The 19,320-nt window shown below is 61.5% G+C and carries 9 protein-coding genes; 6 read left to right on the top strand and 3 right to left on the bottom strand.

From position 1 onward, the window contains the following. Nucleotides 1-344 precede the first annotated feature (344 nt). Genes ACUKCB_RS20825 through drmB form a run of 4 tightly spaced genes read left to right on the top strand, consistent with a single transcriptional unit; the run spans nucleotide 345 to nucleotide 11,539 of the window. Nucleotides 345-5,066, top strand: a complete 4,722-nt coding sequence (locus ACUKCB_RS20825; RefSeq protein ID WP_473037277.1) for a DEAD/DEAH box helicase — start codon at nucleotides 345-347, stop codon at nucleotides 5,064-5,066. Next, a complete protein-coding gene (locus ACUKCB_RS20820) occupies nucleotides 5,063-6,580 on the top strand; it encodes a nuclease-related domain-containing DEAD/DEAH box helicase (protein ID WP_473037275.1) in 1,518 nt (505 codons plus the stop codon). Before ACUKCB_RS20825 ends, ACUKCB_RS20820 begins: the two co-directional genes overlap by 4 nt. Beyond that, on the top strand, nucleotides 6,577-9,756 hold the full coding sequence (locus ACUKCB_RS20815) for a helicase-related protein (RefSeq protein WP_473037274.1): 3,180 nt from the start codon (nucleotides 6,577-6,579) through the stop codon (nucleotides 9,754-9,756). Before ACUKCB_RS20820 ends, ACUKCB_RS20815 begins: the two co-directional genes overlap by 4 nt. Then, nucleotides 9,737-11,539 (top strand): DrmB family protein, encoded by a 1,803-nt coding sequence (drmB, locus tag ACUKCB_RS20810; protein ID WP_473037272.1) that lies wholly within the window; start codon nucleotides 9,737-9,739, stop codon nucleotides 11,537-11,539. Before ACUKCB_RS20815 ends, drmB begins: the two co-directional genes overlap by 20 nt. A 193-nt stretch (nucleotides 11,540-11,732) precedes the next feature. Here the strand turns inward: drmB and ACUKCB_RS20805 are convergent, their stop codons facing one another. From ACUKCB_RS20805 to ACUKCB_RS20795, 3 genes are all read right to left on the bottom strand, one after another. Further along, nucleotides 11,733-13,097: a DNA cytosine methyltransferase gene (locus ACUKCB_RS20805; protein WP_473037271.1), complete on the bottom strand. Its 1,365-nt coding sequence runs from the start codon at nucleotides 13,095-13,097 to the stop codon at nucleotides 11,733-11,735. Nucleotides 13,098-13,427: 330 nt separating this feature from the next. Next, nucleotides 13,428-13,883, bottom strand: a complete 456-nt coding sequence (locus ACUKCB_RS20800; protein ID WP_473037270.1) for a very short patch repair endonuclease — start codon at nucleotides 13,881-13,883, stop codon at nucleotides 13,428-13,430. A 589-nt stretch (nucleotides 13,884-14,472) separates the two neighbouring features. Next, a complete protein-coding gene (locus ACUKCB_RS20795; RefSeq protein ID WP_473037269.1) occupies nucleotides 14,473-15,474 on the bottom strand; it encodes an HNH endonuclease in 1,002 nt (333 codons plus the stop codon). Nucleotides 15,475-15,907: 433 nt separating this feature from the next. On the opposite strand from ACUKCB_RS20795, the gene drt3a reads away from it, so the two are divergent. Continuing rightward, on the top strand, nucleotides 15,908-17,269 hold the full coding sequence (gene drt3a / locus ACUKCB_RS20790; RefSeq protein ID WP_473037268.1) for an antiviral reverse transcriptase Drt3a: 1,362 nt from the start codon (nucleotides 15,908-15,910) through the stop codon (nucleotides 17,267-17,269). Beyond that, nucleotides 17,241-19,280, top strand: a complete 2,040-nt coding sequence (gene drt3b, locus ACUKCB_RS20785; protein ID WP_473037267.1) for an antiviral reverse transcriptase Drt3b — start codon at nucleotides 17,241-17,243, stop codon at nucleotides 19,278-19,280. Before drt3a ends, drt3b begins: the two co-directional genes overlap by 29 nt. The last annotated feature ends 40 nt before the right edge of the window (nucleotides 19,281-19,320 follow it).

Below are 19,320 nucleotides of genomic sequence, written 5' to 3'. Positions count from 1 at the left end.
CTCTCGGTGATCACAGAAGAACAGTACGTGCCAGGGGCCACCGGATCATGATTCCGTGATCCGTCAATGCCTCGGATTCCCACTGATCGTCTGCCGGTAACGCCCCATGGCCTGCTGACACCTGACAGGATATGGGCATCGTTGTAACTTCCCGAGCGGTGCCTCGAAGAACCGTTTCGGTGGCGGCCGGTCCCTTCGCTTGCTGGGCCCAGGGCCGGCGGCTCACTGGCGGCGTCACATGAAACACTGCCGAGGGACACGGGCAATCGACGTTCAGGAGCCATGTAGGTGCAGGTCTGGCAGGGGTGCATTGTGATATCGGTGGCCGAGGCGGTGCGGTCGTCATGAGGGAACGTGCCGCATGGGTTCCGGATGAAGAGTTGGTCGAAGAGGTCGACGGCCTCTTCCACCGGGCGATCGAATCGTACCGTGTGAACCCGAATTTGATCACGGAGCATGCCAACCACGAGGAGTCCATCCGCGTCGGTGGTTACTCGAACCGTACGCTGTTGGAACTCGTGCAGAACGCGGCCGACGCGATGTCGGGAGTCGAGGGCTTCGGAGAAGGATCCGGACGTGTCGAGATCATCCTCGACCTCGAGAATCATACATTGTACTGCGCGAACGCCGGCCGCCCCTTTTCGAACAGTGGTCTCACCGCGATCGCTCACGCCCACCTCAGTGGTAAGCGAGGCGACGAGATTGGGCGATTCGGGCTCGGATTCAAGTCGGTCCTCGCCGTGACCGATACTCCGCAGGTGCTCAGCCGCTCCATCTCGTTCGAGTTCAACTCGCATGAGTCGAAGGCGGCGATAGCCTCGCTCGGGTCGTCGGCCAAGCGCTTCCCGATCCTGAGGGCCGCGACACGGATCGACGCCAACGCCGAGTTCGCAGAGGATCCGATCCTCGCCGAGCTCGCGGAGTGGGCGATGACGATCGTCAAACTCCCCAACGCCTCGAAGCTGGAGAACCTCAGGCAGGAGATCGAGGGGTTCCGCTCCGAGTTCCTCCTCTTCGTCAACGCCGTGCGTGAGGTGCGACTCCGAGTGATCGGCGGGGATGCGGACTTCACGACGAGTCACGTTTCACGTGACCTCGGCGACGGCAGATTCCGGATCGAGCGTCCGGACGGAAACAACGACGAGTGGCATGTCGAGAACCGGATGCACTCTCCCGGCCCCCATGCTCGTTCCGAGGTCGGCGAAGCGGTGTCACGTGACCAGGTGAAGGTCACGGTGGCCATGCCGACTCGCTTCTCCCAACGGCGATTGGGGGAATTCTGGTCGTACTTCCCCCTCCAGGACAAAACGTCCGCCTCCGCCTTGTTCAATGCTCCATGGAGTGTCAACGACGATCGCACCACGCTGCTGCCCAACACCTACAACCGGGAGATCCTCGCGACCCTCTCGGCGATTTTTGTTGAGATGTTGCCGAAGGTTGCTTCCGTCGATGATGCGGCCGCGCATCTGGAGTACATGCCTGCGCGTGGTCGGGAGACCCACTCGTTCGGCGACGAGATCCTCTGTACTCACATCCCGCATATCGGAGCCGATCGGGCACTCATTCCGAACGCCACGGGTGCCATGTGCACCCCGTCGGAACTCCGCCCGTTGGATTTCACTGTAGACGGCGTGGCCGACAGTGACCACGAATCGTGGATCAAGTCGCCCAACACCGACGTCGACGTCCCGCATTGGCGCTGCTACGCCAACAACCAACGAGTGACTCGACTGCGTCAACTCTACGTTCACGCGTTCTCTCCCTCCTTCCTGGACCGGCGGACCAGAGACGAGAAGAAGGCACTGCAGAAGATGCCCAAGCGGGGTATTCTGACATGGCTGCACGAGTGGGCTGACGGATCCGACATGGTCTCCGCCGCCAAGGCGCTCGACTTCGTTCTGATGCATTCCAGGATCGACGGCATTGATTCTGCCAAGGTCTTACCCACGACCAGTGGCATGCGGTCACGCCAGGACCGGGACGAGGTATTCCTCGCACGTGTGGACGACGTCGACATCGAAGGGGCAAGCTTCGTCCACCCAGAGTTCCTTGCTCTCCCCGGCATGGAGAACAAGCTCCGAGACAAGGCCGGCTTCAGGGACCTGAACGCTTCCACGATCCTTCAGGCCAGGTTGGCCAAGCTGTCGCCGACGTCGAGCGAGGACGAACTCTCGAAGTTCTGGCGTGCGGTCGAGGACGTGCCCATGGCCGAAGCTCAGCGGATCGTGTCCCGTGGCGCGATGGGACGCATCAGGGTGCCGACACGCGACGGTGGTTGGTCCCGACCGGAGCGCGTGCTGGATATTGACGGGATCGGCGACGACTTCGCTGATCGCATTCTGGATACGACCAGGTGCGATCCGCGCGTCGCCCATGCGTCGGGAGTCGTGCATGAACCGGTCACCGAGTACTCCGTCGAGGACGAAATCCACTTCGAGGACTACCGCCGCTCTGTGAAGGCGGAGCTCAACGCGAGTCTGGGGGCCGGAGAGCGCCCTATCGAAAGGATCGAGTTCGACATGAACGTGGGCGCCGGTCCCTTCTCGGTGCTCTTGGCGTTGAAGGAGGCGCGCGCGGGTGACCACGTCCGTGAACGGTGGACAGTTCAGTTGCTCGCCTTCGACAAGGGGGATCCCTGGATCTGTGAGGACCTCGACTCCGGTCGGACCCATCGGGTCGACTCTCCCGTTCGATGGGCTGCGAAGCGGGCAGGGCTGCTGCGATCGACGCGTGGCCTGCGAACCCCGCAGCGGGTCGTGTCCGCCTCACTCCTGGAGTTCGAAGCGTTCCTCCCTCTGTTCAACGGGCCGCGTGCCGCCGAGGACGCTCTCGCCCTACCAAGGGATCTGGGCGCGGTTCCCCCCGAACTATTGAAAGAAGCGCTGGGAGAGCGGTTCGCCCCGTCTGCGGTCAGGGATGGCGTGCTGACGAAGTTCGTCCTTGATGCGAGCAGGATCGCGTTCCCTGGAGGTCGACCCGAAGCCGTGCCCGCTCGTGTGGGACGCGGTGTCGAGGCGAAACGACCCGACATGGTGTATGTGGCGACCACCGATGAGGAGAGAGAGTTTCTCGCCTCGCGGCACAAGCCCTACCTCCGTGCGGACGACGAGCAGGCAAAGCTGCTTATCGAAGCGGTCGGATGCCGTCGATTCGAGGACAGCTTCTCCTTTTCCATGCTGGTCGAGGGCCGGCAGGAGGGTGAGCGCGTCATCGACCTGTATACCGGGCTCCGTTCGACGTTCGTCGTGGACAAGGTCGTGAACGCGACCGTCGCGAGGGCCGCTCACATCGCCAAACGAGTGACAACCGAGGACGGCGTCGAGGACGAGTCACTCGAATGGCACCTGGACGGAGTGACCCTGGTGGTCCGTGCGGACCTCGGCGAGCGGCGTGTCCTCGACATACTCAACGAAGCGTTCGACCTGAGGTTGTCGAACGCCGACCAAAGCCAGGTTCTCCAGTCGGGTGTCGACCACCGGCTGGACGAACAGCGACAGGAAGCTCGCGCCGCCGACAATGACGCGGAGCGACTCGAGGTCTACTTCGGTGAGGACACACTGAAGGAGGTCCTGCCGAAGGGGCTTTGGCAGGCACTCGAAGCCCAAGATCTGGTGGACGAGCGAACGTCGGTTGCGAAGCTCTTTCTGACCGTCTACGGCAGTGACTCGATCCGGTTCCTCCAGGACCAGTTCCGGGACGAGGGGTACACGGATGTTCCTACGACCTGGGCGGGTGGAGCACCGACCATCTCCTGGCTCCGCAGGATGGGGTTCGGGGCCGAGTTCGCGGGGCGTCGGAACCAGCCGCGCGACGACGAGTTCGTCGTGCCCGGTGCCGTGCGTCTGAACCCACTGCACGGCTTCCAGAAAGACATCTCACGGCAGTTGCGGGATGTGCTGACGCTTCAGGAACCGAACAGCCGCTCACTCAAAGGCATGGTGGAGCTACCGACAGGCGCTGGGAAGACACGTGTCGCCACCGAGACTGTGCTACGACTTTTCGTGGACGAGAGCATACGTGGAACTGTGCTCTGGATCGCGCAGTCGATCGAGCTGTGTGAGCAGGCCGTGCAGACCTTCAGCACGGTGTGGCGCGCACTCGGTGACGAGCGGCCGCTGACGATTGGTCGTCTCTGGGAGAGCAACACCGTCCATCAGCCTGACACCGAGTTCAGCGTGATCGTGGCCACCGACGCCAAACTCGAGAACGTGGCCGGGGCTCCCGAGTACGAGTGGTTGAGCAAGGCTTCCGCCGTCTTCGTGGACGAGGCGCACCGTGCCGGTGGTTCGAAGCGCTACACAAAGATCCTGAGGTGGCTCGGGGTCGACGGTCGCAGCTGGGAACGGCCGCTGGTGGGTCTCTCCGCGACGCCCTTCAAGGGAAAGATCGACGACGGGGAACCGACGAAGGAGCTCGCGGCACGTTTCGGTGATCGCAAGATCAAGGCGTTCACGGGAAACGCTTACGAGGAACTGTCGCGTCTCGGTGTCCTGGCCCGGGTCAGGCACGAGGTGTTGCCCGGTGTCGACGTCGACCTGGACGCGGGTGAACTCGCGCATGTCCGGTCCAAACTCAAGCTCGAACCCCAGGTGCTCGCGAGGATCGGGCGGGACCAGGTCCGGATGAAGGACCTCGTGAATCACATCCTGGGACAGGACCCCACATGGCCCATTCTCGTGTTCACCCCGAGCGTCCTCTCCGCCCAGGTTCTCGCCGCGACGCTGCGATACCGCGGGGTCGAGGCCGCGGCTGTCAGCGGCCAGACCGGACGGCAGGCAAGGCGCGAGGTCATCAAGCAGTTCACCGACGGGAAGATCCGGGTCCTGGCCAACTGCGATCTGCTGATCCAGGGCTTCGACGCTCCGGGTGTGCGGGCGTTGTACATCGCCAGGCCGACGTTCAGCCCGAGCGCCTACATCCAGATGGCCGGCCGTGGCCTGCGTGGTCCACGAAACGGTGGCAAGGAAGAGTGCCTCATCGTTGATGTCGCCGACAACTTCGGGGCGGTCAACGACTTCCTCGGGTACCGAGCTTACGAAGACCTCTGGTTGGAGCGGGGAGCATGATCCTCATCCCGGACATCACCGACATCGAAGCGAACACCACCAGCAACGCCGAACGTCGGGTCGCACGCCTGCTGCGGTCGGTCGACGGTCCCCGGGACGCGGTGGCCTTCCACTCCGTCAAATTGAGAAGCCATGCGGTGAAGCAGCAGGGCGAGGCCGACTTTGTCGTGCTCTGGAACGGCGTCGTGATCCTTCTCGAGGTCAAGGGCGGAGGAGTCAGGAAGTATGACGGAGTCTGGTACAGCATCGACCGCCACGGTGACTGGAAGAAGTTGCGCGAGTCACCGATGGATCAGGCGCAGTCGGCCATGTTCGCGTTGCGGGACATTCTGCGCGAGGAAGGTCTCGGATGGTTCGCGACCGAAGCCGTCGCCATTACCCCGGACATCGATGCACCTCCTCCTACCGTCGAGTGGAAGGGGAACCACTGGTGGGCCAGGGAACGAATGAGCGTCGACGAGATGACGGTAGCCCTGGAGGAGGTGGCGAGCGAGGCCAGAAGCGCCCCCCACCGGGTCAAGGTCGCGCGTTCCGAGGACGTGCGGGACCGCCTGTTCGGTGAGTTCACGCGGCTGCCTGTCATCGACGCGCAGCGTGGCGCCGTCATCGAGGAGCAGAACAGGGCGACCAACGGCCAGGCGCGGGTTCTGGCCGCGCTGTCACGCAACCCACGAATGCTCGTCTTCGGTGGCGCCGGTACCGGGAAGTCCTTGGTTCTCGCGGAGGCAGCGAAGCAGGAAGCGGGTGAGGGGAAGTCGGTGCTCATTACGTTCCATTCGCCTTCCCTCTCCGCCTTCTTCGGTCCGCTGATCGTGGGACGGGACATCGACCTCATCCCGTTCGCCGGCTTGACCGGTGACAAGCAGTACGATGCCGTCTTCGTCGACGAGGCACAGGACCTCATGAACGCCGCGGGCATGGACACGTTGGACGCCGTGATCAAGGGAGGTCGCGCGGGCGGCCGGTGGCGAATGTTCCTCGACCCCAACAACCAGGCGCGCGTGGACGGTGATTTCGACCCCGATGTGTGCGAGCTGGTGCGGGAGGAAGCGCTCCAGCTCGACCTCGACCGGAACGTGCGCAACACTCGGGCGATCGTCCACGTCGTCCAGGAGTACCTCGGAGCCGATGTCGGGGATCCCGGCATCGTCCATGGTGATCGCGTTCGCTGGCCCAAGCACGAAGGGGCGGCCGACGTCGTGGCGGCCGAGGTCGTGGCCCGAGAACTCGTCGGGGACGGGGCACGTCGCGAGGACATCTGGATCATCAGCGCCTCCGTGGACGCTGCGCCGAGCCGGGGGAAATCCGGTTTCCTCGTGACGAGCCCGCGGTTCGCCAAGGGGCTGGAGGCGGAGCATGTCATTGTCTGTGACCTGCCCCGTAGGTACGACGACAGGGGATTGGCCGCGTTCTACGTCGCCGTCACCCGGGCCCGGGTCACGCTCCACGTGGTTGCCGCCAAGGAGGACAAACAACGGCTCCAGGACCTCATCCGAGAGCGGGTCGGCACGTGAACCTCACGACAGCACAGCACGAGGCATTGGAACACCTCCGCGCGTCCTACGTCGGGCCGGAGGCCGGGGAAGAAGAGGTCACCACGAACCTCCCACATCGGCAGTACGCCGTCGGCATGTTGTTCCCGGCCGAGGCCACGAGGGCCGAGCCACGCGATGGCGTGGGCGCACAGGAGGACGTCTCGGCCGACGTCCCGGACGGCGATGTCGAGGAGCATGGTGCCGGGGTCCCCTTGGCCGAGGACTGGCGGCCCTCGTCGGTCGCGATCTCCTTCGTCACCGACGGCGAAGCCGTCGACGTCGACTTCTCGTGCGGAACGTACGCCCCCGTCGAGGATGACGGACCGCCGAGGTGGCGTCGGAGCCCGTTTGTCGTGGACGCCCTCGTCCTTCACCGAGGATCAGGGCCGGTCGCCCTGAACGTAGGGGAGGTCCCCGTCGAAGTCGGGGCACGTTGGCGGGATGTCCGCGGTGGCTCCTTGGTCACGGTGCACGTCCGGGTTCTCACCGCGTCCACGGGGGACGCGCGCCTCGATGTCGCCCGCATGCTCTTCCAGGTCCATCTGGCCGTCACCCCTGCCGAGGGCGCCCGGATCCTGGAGTACGACACGACGCGCTCATTCGACGCCGACCCTGAAACAGCAGAGCTGCGGCTGCGCTACCGGACGAGGAAGGTCTACGCGGTCGGCCATGGCATGGCTGCGAACTGGGAGTTCGCAGCAGGTCGCTGCACGACGGCCTTTCTCGAACCGGTCCCGGCCTTCGTCGTGCCCGCTGTCGAGACCACGGGGTTCGACGAGGGCACTGCCGAGGCCAGGTCCCTCGAGCTGGAACACCTCCAACGGCTCGACACCGATCCCGAAGCGGTACTTCGGTCACTGGACGCCTTCGTGGACGCTTTCGCCGGCTGGGCCGGGGAGCAGAGGGATCGAGCCGCCAATTTTGGCGAGGCAAAGGCCGTGGCGGCGCGGATCGCCGAACGCTCTCAGGTCGCGGTCGACAGAATGAGAGAAGGAGTGGAACTGCTGCGGGCACCGGCACAGGAGGACCTGCGCAAGGCCTTCGCCCTCGGCATGGCTGCCATGCAGTTGCAGATGAGGCAGGCTTCACTCAACCGCGATGGCGCAGGTAACCGGCCGGAGGAACCGCGGTGGCGCCCGTTCCAGCTCGGTTTTCTGCTCGTCTCCTTGGCGTCCACCGTCGACCCGACACACCAGGATCGTGACCGTGTCGACCTCATCTGGTTTCCGACCGGTGGTGGCAAGACCGAGGCCTACCTCGGCCTGGCCGCTATCGAGATATTCCGCAGGCGTCTCGCTCGGGGCATAGCGGGTGGTGGAACCGCTGTGATCACCCGGTACACCCTGCGGCTCCTCACCTCTCAACAGTTTCAGCGGGCCGCTGCGCTCGTCTGCGCGATGGAGCTTCTACGAGCCACGGACGAGCGAGTGAAGAGGATGGTGCCGTTCTCGATCGGCCTCTGGGTGGGAAATCAGGTCACCCCGGCAACACGGCGAGAGGCACGCCACGCGCTCGAACGTCTGCTCAAAGCCAAGCGTCCGGAGGAAGCCAACCAGTTCCAGGTCGAGAGCTGCCCGTGGTGCCTGACACCGTTGGTGCCGAAGGACAAGAGCGTCGATCCGCGTGACTACGGGATGCGGCGGGTGGGCCACGACGTCGTCCTCCACTGTGTCGACGTCTCGTGCGAGTTCGGCGACGAACTGCCGCTCTCGGTCGTCGACGATGTCCTCTACGACGATCCACCCACGATCCTGCTGGCCACCGTCGACAAGTTCGCGCGCCTGCAATTCAAGCCGGAAGCCGGCGCTCTCCTGGGGATCGGGACCGCGTTCGAGCCACCGTCCATGGTCATCCAGGACGAGCTTCACCTGCTCTCGGGGCCGCTCGGCACGACGGTCGCCGTCTTCGATGCGGTCATTCAGCTCCTCCTGAGCAAGTCCGGCACCAGTCCCAAGATCGTCGCTTCGACGGCCACCATCCGTGCTTCCGATGACCAGGTCCAGGGACTCTACGGGCGCGATGTCGCCCTGTACCCGCCATCGGGGCTGGATGACGACCGTACGTTCTTCTCACGTCCCGTGGAGAGTGGACGGGGACGTCTCTACGTCGGCCTGATGCCACAAGCAGTGTCCCAGCCTTCCGCAGTCATCTCTGCGGTCACCCCGCTGGTGGAGATGCCGGAGGTGCTCGAAGCCCGTGCCCGTTCCACCGTTCCCAAGGACGCGTACTGGACGTTGGTCATGTACCACAACAGTCTTCGTGAGCTCGGTCGGACCGGGCCCCTGATCGTCGACGACGTCAACGGACGTTTGGAGCCTCGTGCTGATCGTCTCGGCCTTCCGTTGCGTTCGGTCAGGGCTGGGAACATTCTGGAACTGACGAGTCGCCGTGGAGCCGAGGAACTGCCGAAGGACCTCCGGGCGCTTCGGGTCGGGGCCGACGAGTCGACGGACGCCGTAGACGTGCTCCTGTCGTCGAACATGCTCTCCGTCGGCATCGACATTCCGCGACTCGCCCTGATGCTCATGGTGGGACAGCCGAAAACCACGGCCGAGTACATCCAGGCCACCAGCCGCGTCGGGCGTGGCGACACGGCCGGAGTCGTCGTCACGCTCTTCAGGTCGGGCAGGGCCCGTGACCGATCGCACTTCGAGACCTTCCGCGGCTACCACGAGGCGCTCTACCGCAGTGTGGAACCCACGAGCGTGACCCCGTGGTCGCTGGCCTCACGCGATCGCTCACTCGCCGGCTCACTCGTCGCACTGTTGAGGCAGTCCTTCTCACCGCTCGCCGCCAACGACGCGGCGGGTCGATTCGACCTCCAGGACGAGACATTGGTCGGCGCTGTCGAAACGCTCGTCGAGCGGTTCCTCGAGTATGTGACGCGTGCCGACAGCCGTGAGGCCCAGGAGACGCGCGATGCCGTGTGGGGTCTGTTGAAGGACTGGGACCGTCGGTCGAAGCAGGCACGGGAGTCGGGTGAGTCCTTGTACTACGAGCACACGAAGAAGGGGCAGGCGGCGCTGTTGAAGAGGTTCGGTGAGCCGGGCGAGGGATGGCTCGTCGGAGACTCGATGCGATCCGTCGAGCCCAATGTGGCGGTCGAGGTCCAGGAACCACAGGAGGAGGTGCGGCGTGGAGAGGATCAGGCATGATCTGCGTCTGTCCGAGACGCTCTCGCCCTACGGGGTCGGAGCGATCGTCGATGTCCGGGGCGAATCCCTCATTGCGCCGGACACGTCCTGGTGGGACAGGAAGTTCGCCCAGGAGATCAGCTGCGGGCGTCTGATAGCCCGCCTCGGGGCCGGCGTCCTCAGACAACCTCCGACGCACGCGGATCGCGTCGGCAAGAACACGCCCGCGTTGCCCTACTGGCGCTTTCCCACCTGGCGGTTCTGCGAGCGCTGCGACAAGCTGTCGAAGTTGACCGGTAAGAAGCAGGGCAAGTGGACCAACACCTGCGGGTGTGGTGGTCTGCTGGTTCCGATGCGCTACGTTGCCATTTGTGAGAAGGGCAGCCATATCCAGGACATCCCTTGGTTCCGGTGGGCGCATCGTGGGCCTGAGGCGAGTAAGGACGATTCGGTTCGTTTCTGCCGCGACTACAAGGCCCTCAGGTTCAGGAAGTTGGCTCGTCAGGGTGAGGGTCTGGCATCCCTGATCGTCAAGTGCTATGGCTGCGGGAACTCACGAAGTCTCGCCGGGCTCGTGACGGAGGGCGCTCTGCAGCGTGACGGTATCCGCTGCGAGGGTAGCCAGCCGTGGGAACCGACAGGTTCGGTCGAGAAGGCGTGCTCGCACCGGCTCACCGCTGTGCAACGCGGTGCCACGGGCAACTACATCGCAGAGCGGATCTCGGCTCTCGACATTCCGGAGGAACGGCCGCAGTCCGGGGAAGCGACGGACAGGATCCGTGGTCACGTGTACTTCGACAAGGTCGTGGCGGACAACGGCGGACCCCAGGCGGAGATGGTGGCCGGATGGATCGCAGCTGAGCTCGGAGTGACGGCGGAGACCGTCCTCGCCGTGGCCGGAGGTGAGGAGACGAGCGCGGACGAGATGTTGCTCGACCTCAAGGACGGCGAATGGGCGGCATTCCTGAAGAAGCTCGAAGGTGGGCGTGACCGCACGGGCGGTGACTTCGTCGTCGACGGGGTCGGACTCGAAGGGTTCGCGGGGCCGCAGAGCCTTCTCGGGGCGATCAGTGGTGTCGGGCAAGTGCGTCGGGTCCGTGAGGTCAGGGTGCTCCGTGGCTTCAGGCGGCACAACGCCGAAGCGGCCATGATCAACGCGGATCTGGGACCGGACCAGTGGCGCCGGCCCACGTATCCCGCGATCGAGCTGTTCGGGGAAGGGATCTTTCTACGGTTCGACGAGGACAGACTCTCCCGGTGGGAAGCGCAGCCGGAGGTACGAGCACGCGCCGGCATCCTCCGGAAGCGCAGGGACGATTCCCCTTGGGCCGGTCGCCTGGACGTGCCCGAACCGAGGTACGTCGTGTTGCACACGCTGGCGCATCTACTCATCCGTCGCTTGGCGTTCGCGAGCGGATACGCGTCCGCGTCCTTGCAGGAGCGCATCTACGCGAACTCGGACCGTGTCGACAAGACCGCGGGAATCCTGATCTACACCGCGGCGGGTGACGCGCAGGGGACCCTCGGTGGACTCGTCAGGCTCGGAGATCCGGACACGTTGATTCCGCTCCTGATATCTGCTTTGGAGGACGCGGACTTCTGTTCCAACGATCCGGTCTGTATCGAGAGCGATCGGCAGGGCGCATCGCAGCTGAACCTCTCGGCCTGCCATGGTTGTGCCCTCGTGAGCGAGACCTCCTGCGAGACCGGAAATCGACTGTTGGATCGACAGTTGGTCCTGGGCGGAAGCGACGTGAGGGGCCTGTTGGTCGATGTCCTCGGGGAGCTCCGTCGACCTCGGTGAGGTGCCGGGCCCACCCCGCCCGGTCTCTGTCGCGGGCGGGTGTCAAAAGAGCCTGTGGCCCATGGCCCGGGTGCCGAAGGGACGACACAGGCCATCACGCCGTATGCGGGGCCTAACGGTAATTTCCAGGTCGGGCCGAAGCGGCCCTTCTGTCTTCGTGGGAGAGTCCGCCCGTAGGCCCCGAAGAGGAGTGTCATTGAGGAGACGCGTCGCTCGCGTCTGTTCCCGGACACTCCGCCCGGGGAGAAGGTTCCCCACGAGTGCGCACCGCCTTGTGTGAGTCCGGCGGGCATTGGCTCTGGTCGCCGCACCCGAGGAGGCGCAAGTCGCTCTCGGTCGTTCGGGATACTGAGGGCCAAGTGGTCGCGGACGCCAATTCTGCGGCCGTGGGGGCGTTCCGACGAATCGCCCCGCTGAGTACATGCATGCCCAGGAGAGGCGGTACCGCGTTGCCGACCTGCTGTGCCTGATCCTTGCCCGACCAGGGGAAGTTGTGCGGGAAGGTCTGGAGGACGCCCGACTCGGGGATGGTGAAGCGGTCGGCTCGCCCGGCCTCGTACTCGCTGATACTCCGGTAGACCTTGTTCCGTGAGATCTTCCCGGTGACCGTGAAGGAGGGCTCGGAGGACAATCGCCGGCCACGGTTCTTCGGGTCGCCCCCGGAACCGTAGTTCGATACGACGAAGAACTGCATCCTGCCCCCCGTGCGGAGCCGGGAGACGTCGACGGAAGAGCCCTTCGGCCTGCTCGCTTCCTCAAGGGACTCCGCCATGGAGACCCACCGTCGCCGGGCGTCGGGAAGCGCGGACTCGCTCGGATGCACATCAGGGTGAACGACGTTGCGCTTCTCACGGTAAAGGTCGAAGGGTAGGTGCGTCGGGTCGAGTCGTTTGGGTGGCCCCAAGCCCGCCAGCCGAGCGATGAGTACGGCCCGCTTGCGTGTCTGCGGTACCCCGAACTGCTCGGTCTTCAGCACGCAGCATTCCGCTTCGTACTTGACTCCGTTGAATCTTCCTTCGCCCCTGCGCAGAAGCTTCGCGTAGACCTCCCAGAGGGGCAGGACCGCAGGTACCTGTTCCAGCACGATCACGTTGTACGGGTCGCGGCCCTCAGTCTCGATCGCCTTGAGCAGCCATCGAAGCGGCTCGAGGACCAGGGCGGTGCGTGTGTCGTCGCCGAGGGCGTGCAGGTCCTCGTCGATCTTGGCATCGTTGTCTCCATCCACGAGGCGGTGGATGAACTTCTTCACGACGTCGAGGGCTCGCCGCCCCGCGCCGCTTCCGGCGACCGAGAAGGACTGGCAGGGTGGGCCTCCGGCGAGTACATCGACGGATTCCGGGATCTCGTCGAAGCGGCTCTCGCGCATGACTCGGACATCGGCGTGAATCGTCGGTAGACCGGCCGCGTAGCGTGTCTCGCATGCGTTCCGGTCCCACTCGATCCCGATGCTCTTGAACCCCAGGAAGTGGGCCGCCACGTCGAGTCCGCCAGGTCCTGCGAAGAGATCAAGGATCCGGGCCCCATCGAGATGATGGACTGGTTTTCCTGGGCTGTTCATGGGGTTGAAGTGTAACCGTCGATGGGGGCCCGCGGGTGTCCAACAGCTCGGACCGACCGGTTCGGCACTTTGACCTCCGCTCGTGAGGTACGTCCACCCTGGTGCGACGGGACGCCAAGTCACTGGTGTAGCTCTGCTCGGACAGGAAACGCCGCAGGTGCCAGGATCGATGTTTTGACGCGCCTTGATGGTGGCCCGGTGCTCTGGGCCGGCCCAAGGAGCGAAGGATGGACGGTCGGGCGGTCCTGGCTCTTGAACGAGGTTTCTGTCGTGCCTCCTCCGGGCTGCCGACCGCGTCAGGGCCCCCGATGGCGGCGAATCATGATGCCCTCAGCGGCGCGCATCCTCCGATGGTTGTACCCGTCTGCGAGCCTGGGTCCGGTCGACAGCCGCGGTCACCCGGCTCATGACCTCATCCGGTGGTTCGTGTTCCCAGAAGCGCAGGACCGTCCATCCCTCGGACAGCAGCTGTGCGTTCGTCTCCTTGTCCCGCTCGATGTTGCGGTCGAGCTTCTGGCGCCACCATTCCGCGTTCGACTTCGGGCTGGTGGCGTGCTCCGGGCACCCGTGCCAGAAGCAGCCGTCGATGAGGACTGCCAGCTTCGCGCGCGTGAACGCGATGTCGATCTTGCGTCTGGGCATGCCCGGCACCGGATAGTGGGTCCGATAGCGGTATCCGGAAGCATGTAGGCGTTGTCGTACCGCCCGTTCGGCACCTGTGTCCCGGTTGGTCTGCCGACTCATGCGGGCAGAGACGTCGGCTCCGGAGGAAGGTACCGTACGCATTGCTCCAGCGTCCTAACGTCCCGACGGAGTGGCCGTCACCGGTCGTGCGGTCAAGTCGACTGGTCGCCGCACATGAAGTTCAGGGGCAGCCTGGGCTTCAGCGCTCGAAGAGGCCTGTATGAGAGTGAACGCCACGATCATATGACGGGAACCGATGGTCCTGCCGGCCAGTAGAGCGAACCCGGCATCGTTCTCTCCAGGGCTCAGGGACCAGGGACCAGCGCTACCCGCTCGTCTGCCCGTCATGACACAGGAAGCGGCCGGTCGGCCCTGACACGGCATATCCCGAGCCTCGCGCCGCGTTTCTCGGCGTCCATGCCGGGCCCTCCCGCGTCGATGACCCAGGCAGCTGGACGACCCAGAACACGACGAAGGTCGGTCCCGTAGGTCCGTCCTTCGTGCTGGTCGGGGCGGCGGGATTTGAACCCATGACCTCTTCCCGTACCGGGGCCCTCCAGTGGCCTGTGGGTCGACCCCGGAAACCGTCGCTGACCTCGGCCTTCGTTCCGGATGCTTCTCACCGCTTCCGGTACCTTCTCGGAGCCATGTGCACTGAATGTGCACTGGATACGGGGCTCCGCGGCTCCGGTCAGACCTGGGCTTGGCGCTGTTCCTTCACAAGGGCGCGGAGCTGGTCGACGGTCAGCCAGGGCTTGGACACGTGGATCATGCGGTGGCAGTTGGCGCACAGGAGCGCGAGGTCTTCGAGTCGTGTCTCGCTCTCCCCGATGTGGTGGAGGGGGGCGATGTGGTGCACCTCGATGTAGTTGCTGCCGCGGTCGCCGTAGGCCGTCGCGAAGTCGAAGCTGCACGCCTCGCAGGCGATGGGCTTGCCCTCGGCCCGGGTCCTGGCGATCTTCTGGGTGCGGAGCTTGCGGCTGCGCTCGCGTGCGTAGTGCTTGCGGACGAGTAGTCGGCCCTCGGGCGCGCTGATCTCCTCGTCCGCTTCCTCCTCGAACGCGGGCAGATCAGCGAGGTCGCCCGAGAGGACACCTGCACGGATGCTTTTGGCCGCGGTGTGCATGCGCTCGGGATCTTCGAGGAATGCTTCGACGATCCTGCGGTCCAGCACGCCGCCGTTGGTCTTCTTCGTCGTGTGCGAGGGGTGCCAGTCGCGGATATTCGCCATCTTCAGCCTGACACTCGAAGGGCTGCGGAAGTTAGCGGGACGCTGCTCCACGGGGTGGAGGGGCAGGAGCCGAAGGATCTCGGACAGCTCGACCACCTCCGGCCTGGATGTGTCCAGCGTCTTCCAGCCGTGTCGTGCCAACAGGTCGCAGGCCAGTATCAGCTCGTCCCATACCCAAGGGAGGTTGGTGCGGGCGTGAACCTTGAAACCGAGCGAGTTCAGAGTCTTGGCCACGGTGGCTGCTCCTCCTGAGAACTCCGAGGCCAGAAGAGGACGGCCGTTGGCGTACTTGTGGGCTACTCCGCAGATGGCCTTGGAGTCGTACTGATGGCCCTCGTGTACCAGGAGGTAGGTTCGCGAGGACTCGAACCCGTAGGTGGTGAGAAAGTCCTTCTGGCCGAGTTCGTCATACTCGGCGATTGCCTTGAGAACCGCGTCCCGGGTGATGTCCGTCAGGGGCATGGCGTCAGCCTAGGCGCGACATCGGACACGTCGGGGTGTGGAATCCCCACGGGTGTACTGCTTCGGCTGGAGGGCTGGCGGAGTTTGCGCTCGGGCCACCATGGCTTCGGGCCGAGGTGCCCGGCAGCGCCGGAGTCCGTCACCCCAGACAGTCGTAGTCCGCTGCTGGGTGCCTCGGGACACCTGAGCACATCCGTCCGTTTCGGGACCAAAAGCTCTGACATACGTGCAGGTCATCAGGCATGATGACCTAACTCGGCCAGTTCTGGCCCCCGCTCTGTCGGGCCTGTCCGAGAACGGCATACGGTGCGCGGCCTTCGGGCGCGCTCGGGACCGGGCGTCAGCCCGCAGCCCGAGCGGCGGCCGTAAGCCGCTGCGCCGGCGCGTGCGCCGGCGCCTTGATCTCATACAGTCTAAATCAGCAAAGAAATTAATGGACTACAGCTTTTCGCCAGCCAATCTGCGTAGGGTCTGGGATATTCAAACCAGAAAGGGCCAAGACCTGCTCGTTCTATTTCCAGAATTAGAGGAGAAATACGAGAACTATCGAAGCGAAAGGGAGGACCTTCGAAGTTTTATAAAAAGAAATGAAGCCGAACAAGATCTTGTCCGTTCGGCTCGCAGAAGGTTGCGCGAAATAAAGAATGGGATGGACCATGATCTCCTCGAATCTTTGACATTAATAAGCCATGATCTCATTTCTGACGTTGAAGATGAGATCTTTACTTGGGGCTTGGTAAGAGGTCCAGAAGACAAAAATAGGCAGACGTACCGGATACGTGATGCGGCAGGTACGTATTTTGCGGACAAGCAGATTCAGAGAAACGTGGAGCACGTCCTTCCGCGGCGCCCAGCGTCAAGGAATGAGATAGTTTCTGCGCTTGCCGAGTCTCTGGATAACGATGTACCAAAGGTCGTCGTTCGAGTGGATGTCCGGGCTTTTTATGAGAGCATTGATCATGACATGATTTGTTCCGTAATCGATGATTCCGGATTGAACCCTACTTCGCAAGATCTAGCTAAGGGGCTGCTCCGGGAATATGCAAAAATTACAGGAGAGGAAAAGGGTTTACCCACAGGAGTCGGCCTGAGTTCCAAGCTGGGTGAGCTGTATATTAGTCAGATTGACAGATCAATAAGGGATCGTAGGAATGTCCTTTACTATGCTCGTTATGTGGATGACATCGTGGTGGTCTACGGGGCCAGCAGGGAGTGCGGTGAGAATGATCAAAAATTTATAGAATTGGTAGAGCGTGAGTTGGGTAACGTAGGTTTGGAGGTAAATAAGGATAAGAAGCATGTGCAGAGATTGAGTGATTCAAATAGAATCTCCCCGTTTGAATTCTTGGGATATTCGATTGAGTACAGAAAGGGGGTCCATGTGAGAATAAGCAACCAAAGAACGGCACGTATTAAAAAAAGAGTGGAGCTTTCCTTAAAAGCTTGGTCTGGCTCAGAATCTTTGAAACCGAACCATGGGAAGAGAAAACTTCTATTAGACCGCCTACGATTCATTACAGGCAACACTAGGCTCTCTCATAATAAGAGGAATGCCTTGGTAGGAATATACTTCACCAACCCGCACGTAACGGATCCGACAACGTTGAGAGGGTTAGATAAATTCTTGCAGAGCCAGTTGTCCCGGTTCGGTGTCCCAAAAGATCTTGGAGATAAAATTTCGACTCTTTCATTTGAAGAGGGATTCCGAGACCGTCGGATGCATAGGTTCACGACAAAGCAGATGCGCGACATAGTTGGGGCGTGGCGTGAGGAAAAAGAAAAGAACAATTCGTAAGCGGGATGCCCGAGTTCTATTGAGCGAGGTTCTTCCCTACGAAGTACCACCCAGTTATAACAACCGAGGACTATACAATTTCATCAACGACAAAAAAATAGTTTGCACCAAAGAAGAAATCTTGGCGAGGGGGTTAAATCCTGTCGAAGTTGCGCATCTTTCTATGATTCTCGGGCGCATGATTAGGTTCGAAGAAAATGGTACACGTAAGAACCGAATGGATGTGGCAATCCGAAGGGATTCGATTGGATTCACCATTCCCTTTAATTTCACTATTCGCCGTCAGTCAAACAAGCTTAGAACTCTGTCAGTCCCCCATCCCAGGGCCCAGGTTGAAGTAATCGAATTTTATTCAAGATACTCTGATCTATTGCTGTATTATGCGTCGAAGAGCCAATTCTCCCTAAGGTACCCTGTGCGAGTTGCACGGTACAGCGTAGTTCGAGATTGGTTGTTCGATGAAAATCGACGTGAGCATGATGGAATTGAGGACGATCGGTATGAGTACGAGTGGCTGAGATCCTATTTTTCGTACAAAAAATACAGCCAATTGTATAAATTCTATGATTCCAAGGAGTACCGCACCTGTGAACGCCGATTCGGCTACCTTCTGAAGGCGGACATAACTAAATGTTTCGATAGCATTTACACGCATTCTGTGGCTTGGGCTGTGCATGGGCATGACCTGGTGAAATCAAATATCAAAGCTTCGAAAGGTTCTTTCGGCGGCGAGTTTGACAGCTTGATGCAACGCCTTAATCACAGTGAGACTAGTGGGATCGTCATTGGTTCTGAAGTATCGCGAATATTTGCAGAGTTGATCTTGCAGTCCGTGGATGTCGAAGTTGAATCGAACCTGAGGGAATCTGATTTAATCCATGAAAAAGATTATAAGATTCTCAGGTATGTTGATGACTATTTCATATTTCTTGCGGATGATTCTAATAAGCAAGCCGTTCTAGATGTTCTAGAGCGGAGCTTAAGACAGTACAAGCTTCACTTGAATCCGGATAAGGAGGAGGGTGAGTTCACTCCATGGCTTTCTCCACTCACCTCTGCGAAACAGCGGACTTTCAACTTGATTCAAGAAAGTGTTAAGGGAATTGGAGACGAAGTATCCCAAGGCAAGCTTCCCCGGCCCTATGTTATGAGCGACAGCCTCATTGTTGGCTACAAGGGAATTCTGATCGATACGGGGGTCAGTCATTTTGAGCTGGCAAATTATACGCTCTCGCGGACTGAGATTATGGTGGAAAAGGTAATTAAACGAGCGAAAGATTCATGGGAGAACTTAGAAGCTGTCCCCATCGGGGAGAGAGTAAAGGGCGCCAGGGCTATGGCGAACTCGCTAATGGCTCTTCTTGATTTTTCATTTTTTGTTTATTCTGGTGCTCCACGAATGACTCCGTCTGTCAAGCTTGCCAGGATTGTTAGTTCGATCATCAGATACTCAAGGCTGGAAAATGTCCCTTTGCATGAGCGTGAGCGTTTGGAGGTGAGTACAAGGGAAGAACTTGTTTTTCAGCTAAACCGGTCAAAGAGGATTCACCAGACTAGTGTGGTCACGGCAACCCTGCTCGACTGCCTCAGTGACTTGGGGGAAAGATATTCTTTAAGTGAAGAGGATCTTGCAGCCTTCTGTGGTTTTAGAAGGAGTACGAATCGTTTCTCTCCTCCAGTTGATATGAATGCTTTTATGCTTTTTAGCATGCTGTTGCATATGCGAGAATCTAGCGAGTACTCAGGCCTTCGTGAATCTTGCATCAAGTGGGTTCTTGATTTGCAGGATCGACCGATTAATGATGCCGAACGTTCTATAGTGAGTATGAATATCATTTCATGTCCTTTTGTTGAATGGGGGGTCAAGAGAGAAATTCTAGTTTCCTATGGCTACCGTGGGGCGATGCGGTTGGGAGGGCCTGTTAGTCAAGGATCCTATGGGAATGTGGATTGGAAGCGCTTTAATCTGTACTCAGCCCTGCAGGAGAAGCGGCAATATGAGGTATACTGAGCGTGCGCGTAGGCACCCCCTCATAGGGACACACACCAGC

The organism is Nocardiopsis moroccensis, from assembly GCF_055763695.1.
The sequence above is the reverse complement of the archived record's forward strand: the minus strand, read 5'-3'. Positions and strand labels throughout refer to the sequence as shown.

Excerpts from the sequence above, each read along its gene's own strand:
- ACUKCB_RS20825 (WP_473037277.1), top strand. The coding sequence starts at position 345 with ATGAGGGAACGTGCCGCATGGGTTCCGGATGAAGAGTTGGTCGAAGAG.
- ACUKCB_RS20820 (WP_473037275.1), top strand. The coding sequence starts at position 5,063 with ATGATCCTCATCCCGGACATCACCGACATCGAAGCGAACACCACCAGC.
- ACUKCB_RS20805 (WP_473037271.1), bottom strand. The coding sequence starts at position 13,097 with ATGAACAGCCCAGGAAAACCAGTCCATCATCTCGATGGGGCCCGGATC.
- ACUKCB_RS20800 (WP_473037270.1), bottom strand. The coding sequence starts at position 13,883 with ATGCGTACGGTACCTTCCTCCGGAGCCGACGTCTCTGCCCGCATGAGT.
- ACUKCB_RS20795 (WP_473037269.1), bottom strand. The coding sequence starts at position 15,474 with ATGCCCCTGACGGACATCACCCGGGACGCGGTTCTCAAGGCAATCGCC.
- drt3a (WP_473037268.1), top strand. The coding sequence starts at position 15,908 with ATGGACTACAGCTTTTCGCCAGCCAATCTGCGTAGGGTCTGGGATATT.